At 38.1% G+C, this 21,919-nt stretch carries 19 protein-coding genes; 14 read left to right on the top strand and 5 right to left on the bottom strand.

Going from position 1 to position 21,919, the window contains the following annotated elements; all coding sequences use genetic code 11:
* The first annotated feature begins 81 nt into the window (after positions 1–81).
* From RAH34_RS07930 to RAH34_RS07890, 9 genes are read left to right on the top strand one after another with little or no spacing between them, the layout of a single operon-like run.
* Positions 82–1,608 (top strand): aspartate aminotransferase family protein, encoded by a 1,527-nt coding sequence (locus RAH34_RS07930; protein ID WP_047374830.1) that lies wholly within the window; start codon positions 82–84, stop codon positions 1,606–1,608.
* Complete coding sequence (locus tag RAH34_RS07925) at positions 1,580–3,988, top strand: GNAT family N-acetyltransferase (protein WP_306595763.1); 2,409 nt, start codon at positions 1,580–1,582, stop codon at positions 3,986–3,988. Before RAH34_RS07930 ends, RAH34_RS07925 begins: the two co-directional genes overlap by 29 nt.
* Positions 3,981–5,297, top strand: coding sequence for a lysine N(6)-hydroxylase/L-ornithine N(5)-oxygenase family protein (locus RAH34_RS07920; RefSeq protein WP_114820162.1), 1,317 nt, complete (start codon positions 3,981–3,983; stop codon positions 5,295–5,297). The genes RAH34_RS07925 and RAH34_RS07920 overlap by 8 nt, the downstream gene beginning before the upstream one ends.
* Before the next feature lie 7 nt (positions 5,298–5,304).
* A complete protein-coding gene (locus tag RAH34_RS07915; RefSeq protein ID WP_306595762.1) occupies positions 5,305–7,116 on the top strand; it encodes an IucA/IucC family siderophore biosynthesis protein in 1,812 nt (603 codons plus the stop codon).
* Positions 7,113–8,516: an MATE family efflux transporter gene (locus RAH34_RS07910; protein ID WP_306595761.1), complete on the top strand. Its 1,404-nt coding sequence runs from the start codon at positions 7,113–7,115 to the stop codon at positions 8,514–8,516. The genes RAH34_RS07915 and RAH34_RS07910 overlap by 4 nt, the downstream gene beginning before the upstream one ends.
* Before the next feature lies 1 nt (position 8,517).
* Positions 8,518–8,763 carry an acyl carrier protein gene (locus RAH34_RS07905; RefSeq protein WP_002979498.1) on the top strand — a complete coding sequence of 82 codons (246 nt, stop codon included), beginning with the start codon at positions 8,518–8,520 and terminating at the stop codon, positions 8,761–8,763.
* A 4-nt stretch (positions 8,764–8,767) separates the two neighbouring features.
* Positions 8,768–10,156 carry an AMP-binding protein gene (locus RAH34_RS07900; protein ID WP_306595760.1) on the top strand — a complete coding sequence of 463 codons (1,389 nt, stop codon included), beginning with the start codon at positions 8,768–8,770 and terminating at the stop codon, positions 10,154–10,156.
* A complete protein-coding gene (locus RAH34_RS07895; protein ID WP_306595759.1) occupies positions 10,143–12,611 on the top strand; it encodes a TonB-dependent receptor in 2,469 nt (822 codons plus the stop codon). Before RAH34_RS07900 ends, RAH34_RS07895 begins: the two co-directional genes overlap by 14 nt.
* A 2-nt stretch (positions 12,612–12,613) precedes the next feature.
* A complete protein-coding gene (locus tag RAH34_RS07890) occupies positions 12,614–13,801 on the top strand; it encodes a PepSY domain-containing protein (RefSeq protein WP_306595758.1) in 1,188 nt (395 codons plus the stop codon).
* 436 nt (positions 13,802–14,237) lie between these two features.
* Here RAH34_RS07890 and RAH34_RS07885 read toward each other — a convergent pair whose 3' ends face one another.
* Positions 14,238–15,728 (bottom strand): PLP-dependent aminotransferase family protein, encoded by a 1,491-nt coding sequence (locus RAH34_RS07885; protein WP_306595757.1) that lies wholly within the window; start codon positions 15,726–15,728, stop codon positions 14,238–14,240.
* A gap of 66 nt (positions 15,729–15,794) precedes the next feature.
* Between RAH34_RS07885 and RAH34_RS07880 the strand changes: the two genes are divergently transcribed.
* Genes RAH34_RS07880 through bioB form a run of 4 tightly spaced genes read left to right on the top strand, consistent with a single transcriptional unit; the run spans position 15,795 to position 19,155 of the window.
* Positions 15,795–16,418: a hypothetical protein gene (locus tag RAH34_RS07880; RefSeq protein WP_306595756.1), complete on the top strand. Its 624-nt coding sequence runs from the start codon at positions 15,795–15,797 to the stop codon at positions 16,416–16,418.
* Complete coding sequence (locus RAH34_RS07875; RefSeq protein WP_306595755.1) at positions 16,411–17,520, top strand: pyridoxal phosphate-dependent aminotransferase family protein; 1,110 nt, start codon at positions 16,411–16,413, stop codon at positions 17,518–17,520. The genes RAH34_RS07880 and RAH34_RS07875 overlap by 8 nt, the downstream gene beginning before the upstream one ends.
* Positions 17,521–17,557: 37 nt before the next feature.
* A complete protein-coding gene (gene bioD, locus RAH34_RS07870) occupies positions 17,558–18,172 on the top strand; it encodes a dethiobiotin synthase (RefSeq protein ID WP_306595754.1) in 615 nt (204 codons plus the stop codon).
* Positions 18,172–19,155, top strand: coding sequence for a biotin synthase BioB (gene bioB / locus RAH34_RS07865; protein ID WP_306595753.1), 984 nt, complete (start codon positions 18,172–18,174; stop codon positions 19,153–19,155). The genes bioD and bioB overlap by 1 nt, the downstream gene beginning before the upstream one ends.
* A 151-nt stretch (positions 19,156–19,306) precedes the next feature.
* Here bioB and RAH34_RS07860 read toward each other — a convergent pair whose 3' ends face one another.
* Positions 19,307–19,486 (bottom strand): hypothetical protein, encoded by a 180-nt coding sequence (locus RAH34_RS07860; protein ID WP_306595752.1) that lies wholly within the window; start codon positions 19,484–19,486, stop codon positions 19,307–19,309.
* A gap of 18 nt (positions 19,487–19,504) precedes the next feature.
* Between RAH34_RS07860 and bioA the strand changes: the two genes are divergently transcribed.
* On the top strand, positions 19,505–20,797 hold the full coding sequence (gene bioA / locus RAH34_RS07855) for an adenosylmethionine--8-amino-7-oxononanoate transaminase (RefSeq protein WP_306595751.1): 1,293 nt from the start codon (positions 19,505–19,507) through the stop codon (positions 20,795–20,797).
* 101 nt (positions 20,798–20,898) lie between these two features.
* Here the strand turns inward: bioA and RAH34_RS07850 are convergent, their stop codons facing one another.
* The 3 genes from RAH34_RS07850 to RAH34_RS07840 form a co-directional block, all read right to left on the bottom strand.
* Positions 20,899–21,063 carry a hypothetical protein gene (locus RAH34_RS07850; RefSeq protein ID WP_306595750.1) on the bottom strand — a complete coding sequence of 55 codons (165 nt, stop codon included), beginning with the start codon at positions 21,061–21,063 and terminating at the stop codon, positions 20,899–20,901.
* Between the two features lie 10 nt (positions 21,064–21,073).
* Positions 21,074–21,454: a hypothetical protein gene (locus tag RAH34_RS07845; protein WP_306595749.1), complete on the bottom strand. Its 381-nt coding sequence runs from the start codon at positions 21,452–21,454 to the stop codon at positions 21,074–21,076.
* Positions 21,455–21,534: 80 nt separating this feature from the next.
* Positions 21,535–21,849: a helix-turn-helix domain-containing protein gene (locus tag RAH34_RS07840; RefSeq protein ID WP_306595748.1), complete on the bottom strand. Its 315-nt coding sequence runs from the start codon at positions 21,847–21,849 to the stop codon at positions 21,535–21,537.
* Between the last annotated feature and the right edge of the window lie 70 nt (positions 21,850–21,919).

Genomic DNA, 21,919 nt, shown 5'->3' with positions numbered 1-21,919 from the left:
CTGACTATCAGATATATATAATCGTATATCAAAAAAACCACAACAACTCACAGATTTAAAAAATCACATTACAAAACTTTTATGAACAACAATTTAATATCCCTAGAAGAACTCGCAAGTACAACTTCACCCCACATTTCGGGGAATTTTGGGAATATTTTTCATCCTGACAATTATGATCATTATCGTAATGCTGTCAACAGTACTTTAGACCTGGTTCAGGAATTTCTTCACAGAAACAACAAGCCTTTCAGTGGTATCGAAGCCAAAACAATGAAAGGAATGGTACAACAGATTGATCTTAATCAAAAACTTTCCAATTATAATGAGCTTCTGGCAGAAGTAGATGATATTTATGTAAAACATGCCACAGCTTTTCATCTTCCACAATATGTAGCTCACCTTAACTGTCCTGTGGTAATCCCGGCATTGGCAGGAGAAATTCTTGTAAGTGCCATCAATTCTTCACAGGATACTTATGATCAGAGTGCCGGAGGAACTTTTATGGAAAGAAAACTGATCGATTGGACTGCCGGTCAGATTGGATATAATACGAATGAAAGCGACGGAGTTTTCACCGCGGGGGGCTCACAGAGTAATTTAATGGGATTGGTCATGATGCGTGACTGTTTTTCTCAGAAAAGATATAATCACAACATTAAAATGGATGGTCTGCCGGCGGAGGCAAGTCGTTTCAGAATATTTGTTTCAGATAAATCTCACTTCAGTAATCTGAAAAATGCGTCCATTATGGGACTGGGTGAGAAAAGTATTGTTAAAGTTCCTACCGATGACCGTTTCCGTATGGATATTTCTCTTTTGAAAAAATACATCAAGAGAGAAGAACAATTAGGAAATATTCCAATTGGAATTGTTGCTACCGCCGGAACCACAGACTTTGGAAATATTGATCCACTGGATGATATCGCGAATATTGCAGAGCAATATAATATCTGGATGCACGTAGATGCAGCTTACGGTTGTGCTTTATTATTAAGCGAAAAATACCGTGACCTTATCAACGGCATTGAAAGAGCAGATTCTGTAACGATTGATTACCACAAATCATTCTTCCAGCCAATCAGCAGCAGTGCTTTCATTGTTAAAAATAAAAAAGAACTGTTGATTCTTAAACATCACGCCGATTATCTGAATCCGAAAGAAATGGACGAAGAGGAAATTCCGGCACAGATCAATAAATCCATTACGCAAAGTACCCGAAGATTTGATGCTTTAAAACTTTGGTTTACCATAAGAATGATGGGGAAAGAACAGTTGGCAGAATATACAGACACGGTGATTGATCTTACCAAAGATGCAGCCGCAATGATTACGGAAGATGCAGATTTTGAACTTCTTTCTGATTCTGACTTAAGTGTTCTTGTTTTCAGATATATCAATCCGGAAATCAGTGATCTGAATGCGCTGAATCAGTACATCAAGATGAAACTGTTCTACAGCGGGGAAATCCTTGTTGCAAGTACCAAAGTGGATGGAAACTTCTATCTGAAGTTTACGTTCCTGAATCCGATTACGACTACGGAAGACATTCATCAAATTCTCACCACAATCAAAAATCATGGAAAAGACTTTAATTCAGAAAAATAGAACGGGAGAAAAAGCCAGAGAAATTACTTTCAGAATTCTGTTGAACGGAATGTTGAGAGAACTGGGAAACGGAAAATTCTATCAGGGTGTTCCAAAATATGATCTTCTCACGGCAAAAGCACTTCAAAACAGTGATTATTCATTGTTTATGAGATTTGAAATGAAGAAAAGCGGACTGTTTTTATTTGCTCCGGTTTCCTATCGTTCCGAAACTCTTTTTCATGAATACGGACCTGTTTTGTGGGCGGTAGATCATCAAAATCAGGAAGTTTTTGAAGTGAATGATCAAAAGCTTACTGAGCTGGTTTACAAAGAACTTTCTGAGACTACCAACGAAACGGGTTTCAGAAATTTTGTGGAAAGAATTCAAAGCAGCTTAAGAAATCTGGAACTGACAACAGAAGCTTGTCTTCAGGATGATCAGCTTTTAACGTATTCTTTCCTTGAATCTGAGCAAATGCTTCCGGCAGGACACAATCTGCATCCTTTCACCAAATCAAGAATGGGATTCTCTGAGGAAGAACAGCTATTGTACGGTCCTGAATTCGGGAAAGGATTTCAGCTGGATTATTTCCTGATTCATAAAGACTGCATCACGGAAAAGTCACTTCCAGGAATTTCAGCAAAAGAAATCTTCGAGAAATGGACTTCTTTACCGGAAAGCTACGATTTTGAAAACATCAATGATTTTTATATAGTTCCATGCCACCCATGGGAGGCACAATATCTTTTATCAACAGCAGAATACCCTGAAATGCTGGGTTCCGGGAAAATTATTCACATCGGGCCTTTAGGAGAAGATTTTTATGCAACATCTTCCATAAGAACAGTATACAATCCGCACTTCAGCTGGATGTTGAAATTCTCTCTGCATGTTTTAATGACAGGCTCTGTAAGAACAAACAGCTTAAAAGATCTCAACAGAGGATATGCTTCCGCAATATGGTGGCAGCATCAAAAAACTTCATTTGAACAAGATTTCCCGAATTTTAAATTATTACTGGAACCATCCACGTTAAGCGTTCATTATGAAGGAAAGAATATGGACAGTCTGAATATACTGCTTCGTGAAAATCCTTTTTCCAATGAAGATAAAGTCATTCTGTTAGCAAGACTTTGCCAGGATGAGTCTACAGATGGTTTCAATTTTACGACGCACTTCTTTAAAAATGTTTCCAATCAATTAGGTGTAGATGCAGAAAAAGCAGCGATTATCTGGTTTGAAAAGTATGTAAATCTATTGCTTTCTCCTTTAAACAGATTGTACAATCAATTAGGCATGGCTCCTGAAGTTCATCAGCAGAATCTGCTTGTACAGCTGGATAATCAATTGCTTCCTCAATCTATTTATGTGAGAGACGGACAAGGTTATTTAATCAAAGACAGTTTTAAAGAAAAATATGAGTCTCTGATCAAAGATTATCCTGAAATTGAAGATCTTTTCATCAGAGATGAGCGTCTTCTGGATATTATTTCTCACCATCTTTTGGTAAGCAACCTGAGTGCACTGATTGCTTCAATAGGTAAAACAGGATTGGTTAAAGAAAGAAGATTAATCCATATTCTGTACAGAGAGTTTGAAAATCTTCATGAAACTGAACCTTCATCGTTAACGGATTATGCTTTGAACCAAAGATATTGGGTGGTAAAATCAAACCTTCAGTCGGCGGTTGCTGATGTAGACGGAGGTGTAAATGCTTCTTCAATTTCTTATGCTAAAGTTCCGAACCTTCTTCACAAGCATTTCTTCTCGGATCAGCTAATCAATCCGCAGGGAACAGAAGTTTTCTTTAAAAGATACTTCCAGAAAGAAGATGTGACGATGAGTATGCGTCCTATAGATCTTGAAAACGACCTTGAAATGCTTCATGAATGGTTCAACCGTGAACATGCCGTAAAAATCTGGCAGATGAACTGGCCTATTGATGAGCTGGAAACGTACTACAGACTGATGCTTCCAAGTGATGAAGCGCACAGTTATATCATCGCAGGAAACGATGAACCTTCTTGTAATATTGAGGTGTATTGGGCTTGCAGAGATATTGTAGGCGATTATTATGACGTGCTGCCTACGGATTACGGAACGCACCAGTTCATTGCACCTGTTGATCCTAAAAAGAAATTTGTATCTCCATCCACTCAATCTATGGTTGACTATGTTTTTGCACAGCCACAGGTAGGAAAAATGGTAGGCGAAGGGTCTGTAGACTCTCTTGCGTCTATGATGAACAAAGCTCATGTAGGCTTCAAAGTAGATAAAGTAATAGAAATGCCTCATAAAAAAGCCAATCTGAACTTCTGTTACAGAGAATGGTACTGGGAAAAATTCCCACAGAATAAGGAGGTACAAATCACCACAAACATCACAAAAAATGACTAACGAAGCCGTATACAATGTAATAGGCATAGGTATTGGCCCATTTAATCTGGGACTTGCCGCATTATCCAATCCGATTTCGGAACTGAAAACCCTTTTCCTGGACCAGAGAGATGGTTTCGACTGGCATCCGGGGCTGATGATTGACCATGTAACCCTGCAGACTCCATTTTTATGCGACTGCGTATCCATGGCTGATCCTACGAATCCTTTAAGTCTTTTGAATTATCTGAAAGAAACCGGAAGACTGTATAAGTTTTTTATCAGAGAAGATTTTTTCATTCCGAGAAAAGAATACAACCGTTACTGCCAATGGGTGATTGAACAGCTTCCACAATGCCGTTTCTCTACTCAGGTAGTGGATATTACTTATGAAGAAGGTTTATATCATGTAACTACGATTCACACCAAAACCAAAGAAACTACGGTTTTCAAAACGGAAAGGTTGATTTTAGGAACAGGAACACAGCCTCATATTCCTTCTTTCATTCCGAAGGATGATTCCCGTGTTATTCACACCAGTTCTTATCTGTACAGAAAAGAAGAGCTTTTGTCTCGTGGTAAAAAAATAGCAATTATCGGTTCTGGCCAGAGTTCTGCAGAAGTTTTTTATGACCTTCTTCAAAACAGAAATGAAGAGACACAACTGGGATGGTATTCCCGTCCGGACAGATTTTTCCCCATGGAATATTCTAAGTTGACGCTGGAGCTTACTTCACCTGATTATGTAGAGTATTTCTACAACAGAAGTGAGTCTGCAAGGAAAACCATTTTAAGCAAGCAGCAAGCTCAGTTTAAAGGAATCAATTATGATCTGATCAATGATATCTACGATTTTATTTATGATCTGAATATCGACAATGCGGATCCTAATCTTAAAATTATTCCTAACAGCCAGTTGAATAGAGTAGACAACAGCAATCCGGATTTCATCAATCTTGAGTTTACCCAACTGGAACAGGAAGTACCTTATGATCAGGAAGCAGATTATCTGATTTTGGGAACAGGATACCGTTACCACGAACCTGCATTCTTAAAGAATATTCAGGATAGAATCAAGAGAGATTCCAGCGGATTGTTTGATGTTAACAGAAATTATTCAATAGACCACAACGGAGGGGAAATTTATGTGCTTCATGCTGAAGTACACACTCACAGCTATATTTCTACAGATCTTGGAATGGCTGCGTACCGTAATTCCTACATCATCAATGATATTCTGGGAAGAGAGCATTATAAAATTGAAAAGAAAATTGCTTTCCAGGATTTTGATGTAGAAAAATATGCTGATTTACCAACTGCCAAAATTTAATCAAAAAATGAACACCAACTTAAAAAATACAGTAAGCCAGGAAAACTGGAATCAGGCCAACAGAAATTTAATGGCCAAAACCATCGCAGAGCTGATGCACGAAGAGCTTCTAAAACCTGTGGTAACCTTTGAAAATAAAAACGGATATACTGTTTTTACCCTTGAAACCGGAGTTGAAAATATTGTCTACAGCTTCCGCGGACAGGAAAGAATGATGGATTACTGGCATATTGATAAAGACAGTATTACAAAAACAGAAAACGGTGAAGATTTGTCTTCTGTAGATGTAGCAGCTTTCTTCCTGGAAATGCAGACTGTTTTTGACCTAGATCCTTACACCATTGCAAGATACACGGAAGAATTACTGCATACTTTGTATTGTGATGCTTTAATTTTATCAAGAGGAGTAATGTCTTCAAAAGAGCTTGCGGATGCGGATTATCAGACAGTAGAGCATAATATGACGGGACATCCGTGGGTAATTGTGAACAAAAGCCGATTAGGTTTTTCTCCACGCGACCTGAAAACATTTGCTCCTGAAGCTGATGAAAATTTAAAAGTAATCTGGCTGGCTTCTCATAAAAGCAGATCATCATTCCAGTCTTTGGAGCACATTAATAGAGATGAGTTTTACCGTTCAGAAATAGGAGAGGATTTATACAATGATTTTCAGCAGCAGTTGTTAGACAAAAGAAAAGTTGTTGAAGACTATCATTTTATTCCTGTACATCCATGGCAGTGGGAGCATAAGCTTCAGATTCATTTTGCCGGAGATATTGCTTCCGGACTTTTAATCCAATTGGGTGAGGGTAGTGATACGTACAGTCCGCAGCAGAGTATCCGTACTTTATTCAACGTAGATCATCCTAAAAAAAGATACCTGAAAACGGCTGTTTCTATTCTGAGTACGGGAAATATCAGAGGATTATCACCTAAACAGATGAAAATTGCTCCAGCCATTACAGATTGGGTAAAAGGCTTAATTAAAGATGATGCTTACCTTGAGAACAAAGAGACTATTTTCTTAGGAGAAGAAGCAGCAATCACCTATCTGCATCCACAATATGGAGCTATTGCGAGCGTACCGTATCAATACAATGAATTCCTTGGCGCATTATGGAGAGAAAGTGCTGAAAATTATCTGAAAGAAGATGAGCAAATGGTAACCATGGCTTCTTTACTCTATGTAGACGAAAATGGAGTTCCATTGGTTCAGGCACTCGCAGAAAAAGCAGATGTGAGTATCAAAGAATGGATTGAAAGCTATCTTGATGCTTATCTTACCCCATTATTACATATTTATTACACGCATTCATTATGTGTCACACCACACGGAGAAAACATTATGGTGGTTCTGAAAAACGGAGTTCCGAAGAGAATCGTCATCAAAGACTTTGTGGATGATATTGTACTTACTACAGAAGCCAGAGAAAAGCTTCCTGCACACCTTGCAGACGGCTTGATCCAGTCTTCCAATAAAGAAAATATTCCGTTGTTTATTTTGCTTGGAGTTTTTGATGCCTTCTTCAGATATCTGTCGAATGCTTTGCATACCTATTCCAACTTTAATGAAGAAACATTCTGGGAACTGGTTCACAACTGTGTAGAAAATTATAAAGCTGAGAATACCCACCTTCAGGAAAGATATGAAAAGTATGACCTGTACGTGCCGGCATTCAAAAGATTCTATATCAACAGTCTGCGTCTGAAAAATAACGGTTACAGTGAAAACAAGGCATTTGCTATTCCGAGAAAAGACGGAGCGCTGCCTAACCCACTGTATCAGATTGCCAATAAAAATTCAGTAGCAGCAGTATGAGGAAATTCCTGCATATCCTAAAAGAAGGAGCGGTTTTTACGTATGGAGCCATAGCCGGAAAGAAAGTTGAACTGACTTCCGGAAGTATCAACCGTTCCATCTTTAGTCTTGCCATTCCCATGGTGATGGAACTTGTCATGGAATCTGTTTTTGTGAGTGTCAATCTATTGATTATCGCAAAATTAGGCGACAAGGTTCTGGGGCTTGTGGGAATTACAGATAACTACATCAACTTTGCTTATGCCATTGCCGTAGGTTTGGGAATTGCAGCAGCAACCCTTACCGCAAGAAGAGCAGGCGAGAAAGATAAAGAAGGAATGGGCAGAACAGCTCAATACATCATCTTGCTGGCTCTGTTTTTTGCAGTGCTTATTGGTGGGGTTTCCTGCTTTTTCGCATCAGAAATTGTTGATTTTCTGGGCATCAATGCCAGTACGGTAACCGAAGGCGTTTCTTTCTCAAGACTGGTCTTCCTGAGTATCGGGCTTGTGATTCTCCGTCTGTCTGTGAATGGACTTTTCAGAGGGGCTGGTGATGCCGATATTGCCATGAAATCACTTTGGATCTGCCATATTTCCAATATCATTTTTGCAGTGATCCTTGTTTTCGGATTAGGATTTATTCCTGCTTTTGGATTGATGGGATTGGCGTATGCTACAGTTTTATCAAGGCTTTTAGGCGTTTTATATCAGGCGTTCATATTCGCCACAGGAAAAACCAGCATCAGCATCAGAGTTCCTTTACAGCTTGATATTCAATTGCTGCAAAAGATTCTGAAACTCGCATTTGGAGGATTGGTTCAGTATATCATTCCAACATCCAGCTGGCTGATTATGGTGAAGATTATCTCCACTTTCGGAACTACAGCTCTTGCAGGATATATTATTGCCCAGCGTATTGCTTCCGTAGCAACGATGCCTGCCTGGGGAATAGGAAATGCTGCCGGAGTTCTTACAGGTCAGAATCTGGGTGCCGGAGAACCTGAACGTGCTGAAAAGACAGTCTGGAGAGCCGGAACCATCAACATGACGTATCTGGTACTTGTAGCCTTATTCTGGCAGATTGCAGCAGAATATGTTGTGAAATTCTTCACTACAGAACCGGAAGTTGCCAGATATGCGGTTCAATACATCCATGTGGTCTCTATGGCGTATCTGCTGTTAGGATTCACCATGGTGATCAGCCGTGCTTTGAATGCAGCCGGAAACATATTACAGGTAACGTTGTTGTACCTCGTCATGTTTTATGTGATTCAGCTTCCTCTGGCTTATCTCTTAGGAGTAAGGTTTCAGTGGGAACTGAGAGGAATATTTACTGCTATTGTTTCTTCGGAAATAGTTTTGGCTGTGCTATTCCTCATGATTTTTAAAAATGGAAAATGGAAAACTATAAAAATTTAAAATGAACACTACAGAAGAATTTTATGAAATTATCGCCTCTGCCATCGCCATAAAGAAAGAATTGGTAGATGAAAAACTAACGTATCAGGAAATCCCGGAATGGGATTCTATGTCTCATCTTCTTATCGTAGAAGCACTTGAGCAGTTTTATCAGATCAAGTTTGATTTTAACGATATTCTGGAGATGGGAACCGTCGGAAAGATTCGCGAAAAAATGAAAAAATACGATGTATTCGTAGAAAACTAAGCATATGAAAATTTTAGAAAATGTAATTGCTAATAAGAACTTAAGGTTTACAGATGCTTCCACCGGTACAACAATACCGGTGGGAACACTGTACCGGTCTTTAGGCTTAAACCCGGTAGAAAAAGGGCTGCTCTTTTTATACAATGACAATCAGCTGTCCAGTATTGAAGTGCTGCTCAATTTTTACGGAACAGCACATACCATTGCGGTACTAGGGCAGAAACTGCATGAGGAATTCAAAGAACGTATTGAGGCAGAATACCGTCCGAAATACATCTTTGATCCGCAAAGAGAAGCCATTGAAGGATATACTCTGAAAGCATTCTCAGACAACATCAACATCTTCGCAAAGGATGATTATAAGAGTGAAGTTACCATTCATCCTGACATTAAAATCCTTTTGAGTACGTCCGGAACAACTGGTGTTCCGAAACTTGTTAAATTATCTGATGAAAGCCTTTATCAGAACGCATTGAGCATCCTTCAGTACATGCCGGTTCAGGGAACGGATGTAGTTCCTTTAAACGTTCCGATCAATTTTGTGTATGGATTCTCTATTTTTACCACCAACTGTATGCGTGCCGGAAGAATCGTGTGTACAGATAAAGACATTATGCAAAAAGCATTCTGGGACGAAATGGAGGAGTACGGCTACAGTACTTTGGGCGGTGTTCCTTTTCTTTATGAAAACCTGAACAGAATAGGATTCTTCAGAAAAGATTCTCCAAGTCTGAGATATTTTACCCATACCGGAGGAGTAATCAACGCTGAGCTGAGAAAAACGATTTTCTCTTATTGCCACGAATTTAAGAAAGATTTTTTTGCACAATACGGACAAACGGAAGCAGGAGGCAGAATGGCTTACCTAACCACAGAAGGATTGCTGGAAGAAGAAACATCAATCGGAAATGTGGTAGAAAGAGGAAGCTTCAAAATTGATCCTGAAACGGACGAATTGCTTTTTTCTCATGTCAGTATTTTCGGAGGGTATGCCAATAAACTGGAAGATCTTGCTATGTATGAGCAGCCTTCCGTACTGCATACCGGAGATACCGCCAGAAAAGGTGAAAACGGAATATATTATATTACGGGAAGAATAAAGCGTATCATGAAGCTTTTCGGAATACGTCTGAATCTGGATGAGGTAGAATTTATTCTTAAAAATGAAATGCAGGGCAATACTTTCGTCTGTCTGAATGCCAATGATAAAAAAATCGTGGTATTGTATGACAATCCGGAAATAGATCCTCAGATCATCACCGAAACCATTAAAAATAAACTGCGTATTAACCCCCAATATGTACGCACAGAACGTATAGAATCATTCCCATTATCACAAAACGGTAAAATAAACTATCCCCTGTTACAAAACTTACAGCATGAAAACATCTAAAACCCTTATATTACTTCTTGGTCTTGCTTTATCTTCAAATTCGCTTTCTGCACAACAGGGCGACAGAATTCATGGCAAAATCATGCTGTCTGAAAAAGCACCGGTAAAAAATGCTATTTTAAGACTTGTCAACACGTCTTATCAGGCAAAAACCAATAATTTAGGAGAATATTACTTTGAAAATGTGCCACCTGGAGAATATACCCTTCAGGTGGTTTTAAATGATATCGAACTGATGAGGGAACCCATCCAAATTCAGAAAGATGTCTATGAAATTCCTGCGATCTACGCTCCTTTACACAATAATGTGATTGAAGGAATTACGGTATACGCAGTGAGCAGAAATAAATTTTTGGATAAAGACAGTACTTCAGTGGCTAAAATGCCTTTGAAAGTGCTTGAAAATCCACAGGCTTACACCAGCATCAACCAGCAGATCATGAAGGAACAGCTTACTTACGATATTTCGGAAGTATTGAAAAACGTTCCGGGTATGGTAAAAATGCAAGGTAGCCCGGGAAGAGGTTCCGGAGACGGAAGTTTCTACTACAGCCTTAGAGGTTTCCCTACCAAAGTATCGATGGTAGATGGAGTGCCTGCAACCACCAACGGAGAAATAGATCCTGCCGATCTTGAGCGTCTTGAAGTGATCAAAGGACCTTCAGGAACATTGTACGGAGGTGCTGTAACTTCTTTTGGAGGTTTGATTAACGCTGTAACCAAAAAACCGAAAGATTATTTCGGGGGTGAAGCTTCTTATCTGATGGGAAGCTATAATCTGAACCGTGTAACCGCTGATGTTTACGGTCCGATCACAGAATCCAGAAATATGTTATTCCGTTTGAATGCCGCTTATCAGTATCAGAACGGATTCAGAGATTCTGAATTCAGGAAATCATTCTTTGTGGCACCTACTGTAAGCTATCAGGTTAATGAAAGGTTGAAATTTAACTTAGGAGCTCAGATCTATAATTATGAAGGAACAAACACTCCGATTATTTTTCTGGCCAGAACAAGACCTTATGTTGCTCATACACCAGATGAACTTGGATTCGACTGGAAAAGATCTTACTCCAACAATGATATGACTTTAAAAGCTCCGTCTATCAATGTAAAAGCAGAGGCCAATTACAAAATTTCGGATCAATGGACTTCGCAAACGTTGCTTTCAAGAAACTTCAGAAAAACAGAAGGGTTATATCAATATCAGTTTATCAGAGGGACAACCAGTGATGCTCTGCTGGAACGTAACGTACAGTGGCAGAACTCGGAAGCTTCTTCTACAAGTGTTCAGCAGAACTTCAACGGAGAATTTAATATCGGAAAAATTAAAAATAAAGTGTTGATCGGATTAGATTATTTAAATCAATCGATCAACAATAATCATTCTCCGATTGTAGTATATGATTATATTGATGGGACAAATCCTACGGGGCCGGTAGTGGCACCTGTAACCGGAGTTTATGGTAACATATCCAGAGATCTGGCACTTCAGAAAATTCAGACTGCAACTCAGGCTGCTATTGTGGCAGGTAAAACACCTTTGGTGAGAAATAATTCTGCATCCAACCTTTATGGAGCCTATATTTCAAACGTCACTTATATTACAGACCGTTTGATTACGCTTTTAAGCTTACGTATGGATCATTATGAAAGTAAAGGACAGCTTAACCTTAATGATAACAAGCGTACGGGTGATTTTAACCAGACTGCATGGTCTCCAAAAGTGGGAATCGTTTACCAGATCCTTAAAGATCAGTTATCTGCTTATGGTAACTATATGAATGGTTTCAGCTATACAGCACCTGTTGTGCAGCAGCTTCCGGACATTAGCGGGGAAATGAAGCCTCAGATGGCTAATCAATGGGAAGTAGGATTAAAAGGAAATCTTTGGAGAAATAAAATTAATTTCACCGTTGGATACTACGATATTCTTGTGGATAATATCCAGAGAGGAAGTGGCGTAATCCGTGACGGAAAAGAATATAATATTGTTGTTCAGGATGGAACACAGAGAAGTAAAGGAATTGAGATTGAAACCATCATGAATCCTGTTCAGGGATTAAACATTATGGCCGGATATTCCTATAACCACAGCAGATTTGAAAAAGCAGATGCAGATGTAGAAGGACGTCGTCCTGAGTCTGCAGGTCCTGCGAATGTATTCAATTCATGGATAAGTTATATTCTTCCGATCAAAGGACTACAGGGACTTGGAGTTGGTTTCGGGGTAAACCGTGTCGGAAAACAGATTACCGGAAATAAAGTGAGAACCGGACAGTTTATATTTCCTGCCTACACCTTGATCAATGCTTCTATCTCCCTTGAAAAAGAAAGATACAGATTAGGATTTAAAATGAACAATCTGGGTAATGTACAATATTTTGCAGGACAGGGAGTGGTAGTCGCTCAGATGCCTCGTAATTTTGTTGCTGAGGTAAGCTTTAAATTTTAAGAATGAAGTTAAAGTTTAGAAAAATTGCATATCAGTTACATCTATGGCTCGGACTAACGTCCGGGCTTATAGTTATTATTATGGCCGCTACGGGATGTATCCTGGCTTTTGAAGAAGAATTAAAACATATTGTTCACCCCAACAGATATTACGTTGAAAACATCGGAAGAAACAAACTTTCCCTGGCTGAACTTACGGAAAAAGCAGAAAAAGCACTTCCAAAAGATTTGAAAGTCAAAAGGGTAGTCATGCCTTCTGATCCCTCACGAACATATATATTCCGTACCTTAAAAATGAACGATGAAGCATGGACATATTGGGGGACTTATCTTTATTATTATCGAATTTATGTAGATCCTTACACCGGAAAAGTACAGGAAGTGGAAGACGCCAAAAAGGATTTCTTTGAAATTGTACTGGATCTTCACAGAAGACTTCTGCTGGGTGAAAAAATCGGAAAAGTGATTACCGGTTATTCCACATTGATATTTGCTGTCATTCTTTTATCGGGGCTTGTGATATGGTATCCCCGAAAAATGAGTAAGGCCATGTTGAAAGGTATGTTCTTTATTAAAACATCAGCCAATTGGAAAAGGATTAACTATGATGCTCATAATGTATTGGGATTCTATGCCATCATTCCTTTACTTTTAATCTCTTATTCTGCTTTGATATGGAGCTTTGAAGATGTAGACAAATGGGTAAAGAACACGCTTAACGGAAATACGCCCACAGAAAAGAAAGCCAAAAGTAAAATCCCTTCCGAAGAATTTTCAAACCGAGAAAATATTCTCAATCTGATTGGAAATACCATGGAAAAAGGATTGCAAGACAAAAAATCAGCCCTTGTGAATTTTCCAAGATCGGAAGAAGGGACCTATTATGCTGAGCTGACGTATGACGGAAGGCAATATAGAAATGAACATTTTAATTTGGATCAATATTCAGGAGATATTTTAAAATCTCAATCTTATAAAAACAAAAATATCGGATATGGAACCGCATTAAGAGAAAGAAATTATGATCTTCACACCGGAAGCATCCTTGGGCTGACCACCAGAATTATTTATTTTCTGGCTGCTATTATCGCACTTTCACTCCCGATTACCGGTTTTATTATCTATTTGAATAAGAAAAAGAAGAAACCAAAACATAAGAAAAACAAAGTAGTTTTTCCTTCTCATCATTAATAAAGAGAAGAGGTTATTTCAAAAGTGTCATTCTGAGCGAAATGAAATGTAGTGAAGAATCTCATAAAAGATATTATTGAGATTCTTCCTTCGTCAGAATGACAAAAGTCAAATCATTTGACCTTTGACATAGCTTTTTCTTCTTTCAAAAGTAAAATATAAAGTATCAAATTTTATCGCAGATAAAATCCTCGCGCCTTAAAAACAAAACGTTATCATCTAACTTGCGTCTTTGCGTTCAAAAAATTAAATAATCTTTTTTTTGGAAAATCGCAAAGGCGCAAGTTTTTTAATATTCATGCATTTTTAAGACGCAAGAACATTTCGACTTCGCACCATATTAGATTTTCAGCAGAAAATATGATATAATTTTTCACAAACTTTATTGGTATCTATGAAAAATCTGCAGAATCTCCTAAATCTGCGAGAGATTTAATCACCCAATCAATCCCTTTACATTTTTTGAAAAAACTTCAATTCCTTTATTCATCTCATCAAAATTAAGATCTCCGAATCCTAAACGCATAGCCGTAAGCCCTTTATTCTGATATAACAATGTTTTAGGAATGAAAAGATTGTCCTTTGCACAGTTCCGGCTCAGCTGCATCAGATTCAGTGGAATATTCCATTCCAGCCATATAGCAAGCCCTCCGGAAGGTCTTTGAAAAGTAATAAAATCCCCAAGATTTTCTTCTAACAGCAAAGCAAAATAATCACGTCTTTCCTGATATACCTTTAAAGACTTTTTCAGATAACGGTTGATTTCCCCTTCTGCAATCATTTCTCCAAGGGCTCTTTCCATCAGAATATCCCCCTGACGGTCAATAATTCCCAGATATTTACGCATTTCTGTCATCAGATTCTCAGGAGCAACAATAAATCCTGTTCTGAATCCTGGAGCTAAAGACTTCCCGAAAGAGCCGATATAGATCACCATTCCGTTCGTATCCGCACTGGCTAAAGGAAGAATGGGACTTTTATCGTAGTGAAATTCATAATCGTAATCGTCTTCCAGGATAATAAATCCGTATTCATTTGCTAATTCTAATAACTCAAATCTTCTTTGAGCACTTAGTGCAACGGTAGTAGGATAGTGGTGATGAGGTGTCAGATAAAGCATCCGTATTTTCTGCTTTTTACACGCTTCCCGTACACTTTCAACGATAATTCCTTCCTCATCAATGGGAATAGAAACAATGTCAACTCCAGCTTTCATAAAGATCATATTGACGGAAAAATAGCTTAAAGCTCCTACCAATACAGTGTCACCTGCGGAAAGAAGAATTTCGGAAACAATATAAATACTCATTTCCGTGCTTCGGGTGATGAGCAGATTGTTCTTGGAAATAGGAAGTCCACGGGAAAGATTCAGGTATTGGGATAAATGTTCTTTAAAAAATTCACTCCCGTCATGATTATAATGGCCAAAAGCTTTCTGGCTGGATTTACGTTTCAAAATAGAACTGTAAAACCGGGAATGCTGTCCGATTTGGGTTAAACGGATATCCGGTACCCCATCATTAAAGACATACTCACAATTTGAATGCTCAAAAGGGTTGTCAAGAATATTGGATGTTTTGAATGAAAAACCAGTGGAAACAGGATAGTTTTGAAGGTTATTGTGCTCAAAATCGTTCAATTTAACAGGTTTTTCCTGATCTTTTCCAATGACAAACGTTCCTTTGTTGGGAAAACTCTCGGTCCAACCTTGTGCAGAGAGTTCATCATATACCGCAACCGCTGTATTTCTATGGATTTCCAGTATTTCACTGAAAGTTCTTGTTCCTGGAAGTTTTGTTCCGAAAGGCAGAAACCCTCTCTGAATGGAATTGATCAGCTGATTGGCAATTTGCAGATAGATAGAAGTTTCTGATTTTCTATCGATCTTAATAAAACTTTCGTAAGGAATTCTAACCGGACTATCCATAATATCAAAACTGGCACAATGTAACCATCCGGCAATATACTACTTTTGACATCAAAATAAAAATCTATGGAATTTCATCATCTGTTAAAAAAAATTGTACAGGAAGGAAGTACCCACGCCAAATGGCTGAACACACTTTCTTTTATGGAAAATGCCGGTGCAAGAAAAATATCAAAATGTGAACATCCAACTCTGGTTTCTCAGATCCAGCTGAAACATGCTGCTGAGGAACACCGCCACGCTTATTATTTAAAAAAACAAATTGGCAAAATAAACCCTGAGCTCTGCAAAACTTACGAAAGCACAGAACTTCTGGCGCCTATCGCCACAAGCCAATATCTTCATTCGTTGGATATTAAAGCCTGTCGTTATCTTCAGAAGGCTTTCAATCTTGACAAAACAGATATTAAATATGCCGCTTACCTTTTTGTAACGTATGCGATTGAAGTTCGTGCAGATGAGCTTTATCCGGTCTATCAGGAGGCGCTTACTGAAGCTTCTTCTAAAATCATGGTGAAATCTATTATTCTGGAAGAAGAAGGGCATCTGGAAGAAATGATTCATCAGCTTAATGAATTTTCACCAGACTGGAAAAACCATGCAGACCAAATTCTGACCATAGAAAAGGAATTGCATGAAGAGTGGATCAATGCCATTACCCAGGAAGTTGCACAGTTGAATTATGCTTAGCCATAGCCCTCATTTTCAGGAATCTCTTGACCAAAGAAAAGAGGAGGGAACGTTAAGATGTTTAAAACTTCAATCAGATGGAATTGATTTTTATTCCAATGATTATCTGGGATTGGCAAAAAGTAAAGAACTTCAACATTTACTGCTGGAAAAGGTTATCAATAGCCCTCAATTGCTTTCCGGAAGTACAGGTTCAAGATTGATTAGCGGGAACAGTGATATGGCTGTTTCTGTGGAAAAGGATATTGCCCAAAAACATCAGTTTGAGTCTGCATTGCTTTTTCCGTCCGGATATAATGCAAATCTGGCTTTGTTTTCTACGATTCCCAACCGCCATGATACTGTGATTGTGGATGAGCAGATCCATCGTTCAGTACATGATGGCTGCAAACTATCCAATGCTAAAAAACTTAAATTCAAACACAATGATATCGAAGATCTTGAAAATATTTTAAAAAGACAGAAAGGACATTGTTATATCGCGATAGAAAGTCTTTATTCCATGGAAGGAGATTTTGCTCCTCTTCAGGAAATAGCATCGATTGCCAGTACATATAAAGCCTCTTTGATTGTAGATGAAGCTCACGCATTCGGCGTTTTTGGATATGGATTAATTGAAAAATTAAAGGTACAGAACCATGTTTTAGCAGCTGTGGTGACCTATGGAAAAGCTCTTGGGGCTCATGGAGCAGCTATTCTTTGCAATGAAACAGTGAAATCTTACCTGATCAATTTTGCAAGCCCATTTATTTATACTACATCAACACAGGATTTCCAGTGGATGAGTATCAAAACAGGATATGAATTTTTAGATCAAAACCATGAACTGGCTGAAAAACTTCAGAATAACATCAAAGTTTTTCGCAGCAGAAAATTAAAGACTCCATCAGCAGAAAACAGTCCGGTTCAGGCTATTGTGATCCCTGACAATCAAAAACTGAAAGAATTACAAAACATTTTATCCGGAGAAGGACTTTTAACCTATGCCATCTACAGCCCTACAGTAAAAGAAGGAAGTGAACGCTTAAGAATATGCCTTCACAGCTTTAATACTGAAGAAGAAATTATAAAACTGACAGGAATTATTAAAGAATTTATTTAAAACTTTCACGAATCCCGAACCCCGCATCACGAAAAACATGAAATTATTTATAACAGGAATAGGAACCGAAATAGGAAAAACAGTATGCTCAGCTGTTTTGGTTCAGCATTTTAAAACAGAATACTGGAAACCCATACAATCCGGAGATCTTCATTATACAGACAGTCATAAAATTGAAGCATGGACTGATACAAATGTCTGTCATCCGGAAACTTACCGTTTACAGCTGGCTGCATCACCACATCAGTCTGCAAGAGAAGAAAATATTACCATCAATCTGAATGATTTTCAATTACCCTTTACAGAAAATCCACTGATTGTAGAAGGAGCCGGAGGACTTATGGTACCCATTTCAGACACCACTTTCATGATCGATCTTATTGAGGAATTAAACCTTCCGGCAGCATTGGTCGTCAGAAATTATTTAGGATGTATTAATCATAGTTTATTATCAATCATCGCGCTACGACAGAGAGAAATTCAGCTGGAATATTTAATTCTTAACGGAGATTTTCCGGAAGACACAGAAAGAGTGATCTGCAGTTTTATCGAAAAAGAAACAAAAATTATAAAGATTCCCGAAATCAAAAACACAGATAAGGAATCTATACAACTTGCTGCAAAGCAATTAACAATAACAAAAATAGGATAATGGATACAAAAACAACATTGAGAAACAATTGGACGAAAGAAGAAATTGAGGAAATTTATCACCTTCCACTCATGGAACTGATCTATAAGGCAGCCACCGTACATCGTGAATGGCATGATCCTTCTGAAGTACAGATTTCCACTTTATTATCCATCAAAACGGGCGGATGTCCTGAGGATTGTTCATACTGCGGACAGGCAGCCCGTTATCACACCAATATAAAAGTACAGGCTTTGTTACCTACAGAAACTGTAATTGCTCACGCTCAAAAAGCAAAAGATTCGGGATCTTCAAGGTTCTGTATGGCAGCAGCATGGCGTGAAGTACGTAATAACCGTGATTTTGACAGGGTAATCGATATGGTAAAAGGAGTCAATGATCTTGGTCTGGAAGTTTGCTGCACGCTGGGAATGCTTACCGAAGAACAGGCAATCAGACTGCAAGAAGCTGGATTATATGCTTACAATCATAATCTTGATACTTCCGAACAGTATTATGAAGAGATCATCTCTACCAGAACTTTTGACAATAGGATCAATACCATCAATAACGTAAGAAAAGCAGGAATCACCGTTTGTTCCGGAGGAATTATCGGTCTTGGAGAAACGCATAGAGACAGAATTTCTATGCTTTTAACGTTGGCAACAATGCCAAAACATCCGGAATCCGTTCCTATCAATGCCTTAGCGAGAGTAGCAGGAACACCATTAGAAGATAACGAAAAAGTTGACACGTGGGAAATGGTAAGAATGATTGCTACAGCCAGAATTGTAATGCCGTCTTCTATGGTAAGATTAAGTGCCGGACGTATTGAAATGTCTGAACCAGAGCAGGCGTGGTGCTTTATGGCAGGTGCCAATTCCATTTTTACAGGAGAAAGAGAAACCTTATTGGTAACACCTAATCCGGGAGTTTCAGAAGATATGCAGATGCTTCAGACTTTAGGACTGAAACCTATGATGAAAAAAGAAACATGCTGTTAGATAATTATGAATTATAAATGATAAATAATGAGTGATGAGTTGGATTATTGGTATTATAGCGCTTATTATAAAATTGGTTTTTGAATTTTTATAAACTGCTCTACAAGTTGGAAAACGCAAAGACGCAAAATCTTTTGTAGTAAGTAATATTTTAAGGCGCAAGGATTTTATCTCCGATAAAATTAAACACATTCTTTGCTGAAAATCTTTGATTTTCTTGCGCCTTAAAATATTCGCAATCTATGATAAAACTTTGCGCCTTTGCGATTAATCCAACATTTTCGCCAACATATTCAACTAAATTATTGTTAAATCCACCTTTATCACTCATTACTTTTTACATCAAAATATGAATACAATAATAAAAGAAATCAGCCTGCAGGAGAGAGATAAAGCGGTCAACTGGCATCCGTACACGCAGATGAAAACAGCTGATGATGCCATTCCCATTGTACAAGGAAAAGGAATTTACCTGTATGATAACGAAGGAAAAAAATATCTGGATGTTGTTTCATCATGGTGGGTAACGTTACATGGGCATTCTCATCCTTATATTGCACAACGTGTTTTTGAACAGTTGAATACACTGGAACAGGTGATTTTCGCCGGATTTACCCATGAACCTGCGGTACAGCTTTCAGAAAATTTACTGAAACTTCTTCCGGCTGGCCAGGAAAAGGTCTTTTATTCGGATAATGGTTCTACCGCAGTAGAAGTTGCTTTGAAAATGTGTATTCAATATGCATACAATCGAGAGAAAAAGAAGACAAAGATTTTAGCTTTTAAAAATGCTTATCATGGAGACACTTTCGGAGCAATGTCTGTAAGCGGAAAAAGCTTCTGGACAAGACCTTTTGAAAGCATGCTGTTTGAAGTTGTTTTTATAGATACACCCAATGCAGAAAATCTGGAAAGCCTGCAGAAACTGATTAAAGAATTAGCTGATGAAGTGGCTTGTTTTATCTATGAGCCATTAGTTCAGGGAGCTGCCGGAATGTTGATGTATAGAGCTGAAGACCTTACTCAGCTGATGAAATTCTGTAGGGAAGAAGGCGTTCTTATGATTCAGGATGAAGTTTTTACAGGATTTGGAAGAACAGGTAAGCTTTTCGCTGCAGATTATCTTACGGAAAAGCCGGATATTATGTGTTTTTCAAAAGGATTGACAGGAGGAACGATGCCTATGGGAATTACAACCTGCTCCAATGAGATTTATGAGGCTTTCCTTTCTGAAGACCGTTATAAAACCTTATTTCACGGGCATTCGTTTACAGCCAATCCTTTAGCCTGTACAGCGGCTCTTGCCAGTATGGAATTACTATTGACAAATGAAACTCAAATGAATATCAACCGCATCACTCATCAGCATTCAGAGTTTGTGAAAGCACTTGCTTTGCATCCTCATGTAGAAAAGGTACGTCAGATCGGAACTATTTTAGCGTTCGATTTTAAAACCGGGAATGATACTTCTTATTTCAATGAAATAGGGAAGAAGCTTTACAATGAATTCTTACAGAGAGGGATTATCATGAGGCCGTTGGGAAATGTAGTCTATCTGGTTCCTCCATATTGTATTACATCAGAAGAATTGGATTTTGTCTATCAGAATATTACGGAGGTTCTGGATCAGTTTAGAGAATAAACGATCTGTTCCGGTAATAATTATTTTTAATTTTTTTAATATACCTTATAGGTTTCCAGAACCTATAAGGTTTTTATGTTGAATGCCACTGTCTGTATTTTTTAAATTTCCTGTTCTGCTTTCTTCAAAATAGTTATCAATTCTTTTAATTCATCTTTGTTGAATTCCAGTAAGTTCTGATTAAAATGATTGGAAGGAATTTTTATATAATGAATCCATGAAGAAAGTTTTTCACGATAAACACTTCCGAATTCAATATTACTCATCGTTACAAACTTATATCTGGTTTCCTGGCCAGCCTTTTCGTTTTCTTTCTGTTCTACAGTCTGAAGAGCCTGAATCAGTTTTCCAAAATTCATTTTTATCAATGGTGAGTGTCTTTTTTGAGATTTCATCAAAGGTTTCATATTCATACATGATTCCCAGAAGAGTATCCGAAGAATTGTCGGAAACATCTTTCGTTACAATTTTTTGAATATTCAGATTTTTAAACTTACCTAAATTGGTGATTTTCTTTTCAATTAATGTCCCTTTTCTTGAATTGACAGTGAGTCCGCGGGATATGGTGTTAGATCTTTGAATCGTTGGTGGAGGCGCTATCTGTGCCGTTACCCATGCACCTGATGCACAGGAAATCAAAATAATGATTCGTTTCATTTGTAAAGATTGTTATTAGTTTTATATCCTTAAAATTATACTGTAATTTTCAACAATACATAAAATATTTAAAAATAATTTTATCCCAATTCATTTCCCCATGAATGCAATTCCAAAAGGATAGGGCCCAGCTTCCGGCCTTTTTCAGTCAGTTTATAATACACTTCCGGTGGGAAATTGTAAACTTCAATCCTTTCAATAATATGATCTTCTTCCAACTGTTTCAATTGCTCTGACAGTACTTTCTTAGAAACACGGGGCATAGTACGCCAAAGTTCCGCAAAGCGGACCTGGTCATCTTCAAAAAGGTTGTGCAGAATCAATGGTTTCCATTTCCCTGAAAGAATATCCAGGCTTCGTCTTAATCCGCAGTTTTTAAATTCTTCAAAATTCATAACACAGTTGAATATTTGTGGTTAACTTTTTGGTAACCTTCGATTGTTTTGCTGTTATTAGGTAATACAT

The sequence above is a fragment of the Chryseobacterium sp. WLY505 genome, from assembly GCF_030846215.1.
Lineage (GTDB): Bacteria > Bacteroidota > Bacteroidia > Flavobacteriales > Weeksellaceae > Chryseobacterium.
The sequence above is the reverse complement of the archived record's forward strand: the minus strand, read 5'-3'. Positions and strand labels throughout refer to the sequence as shown.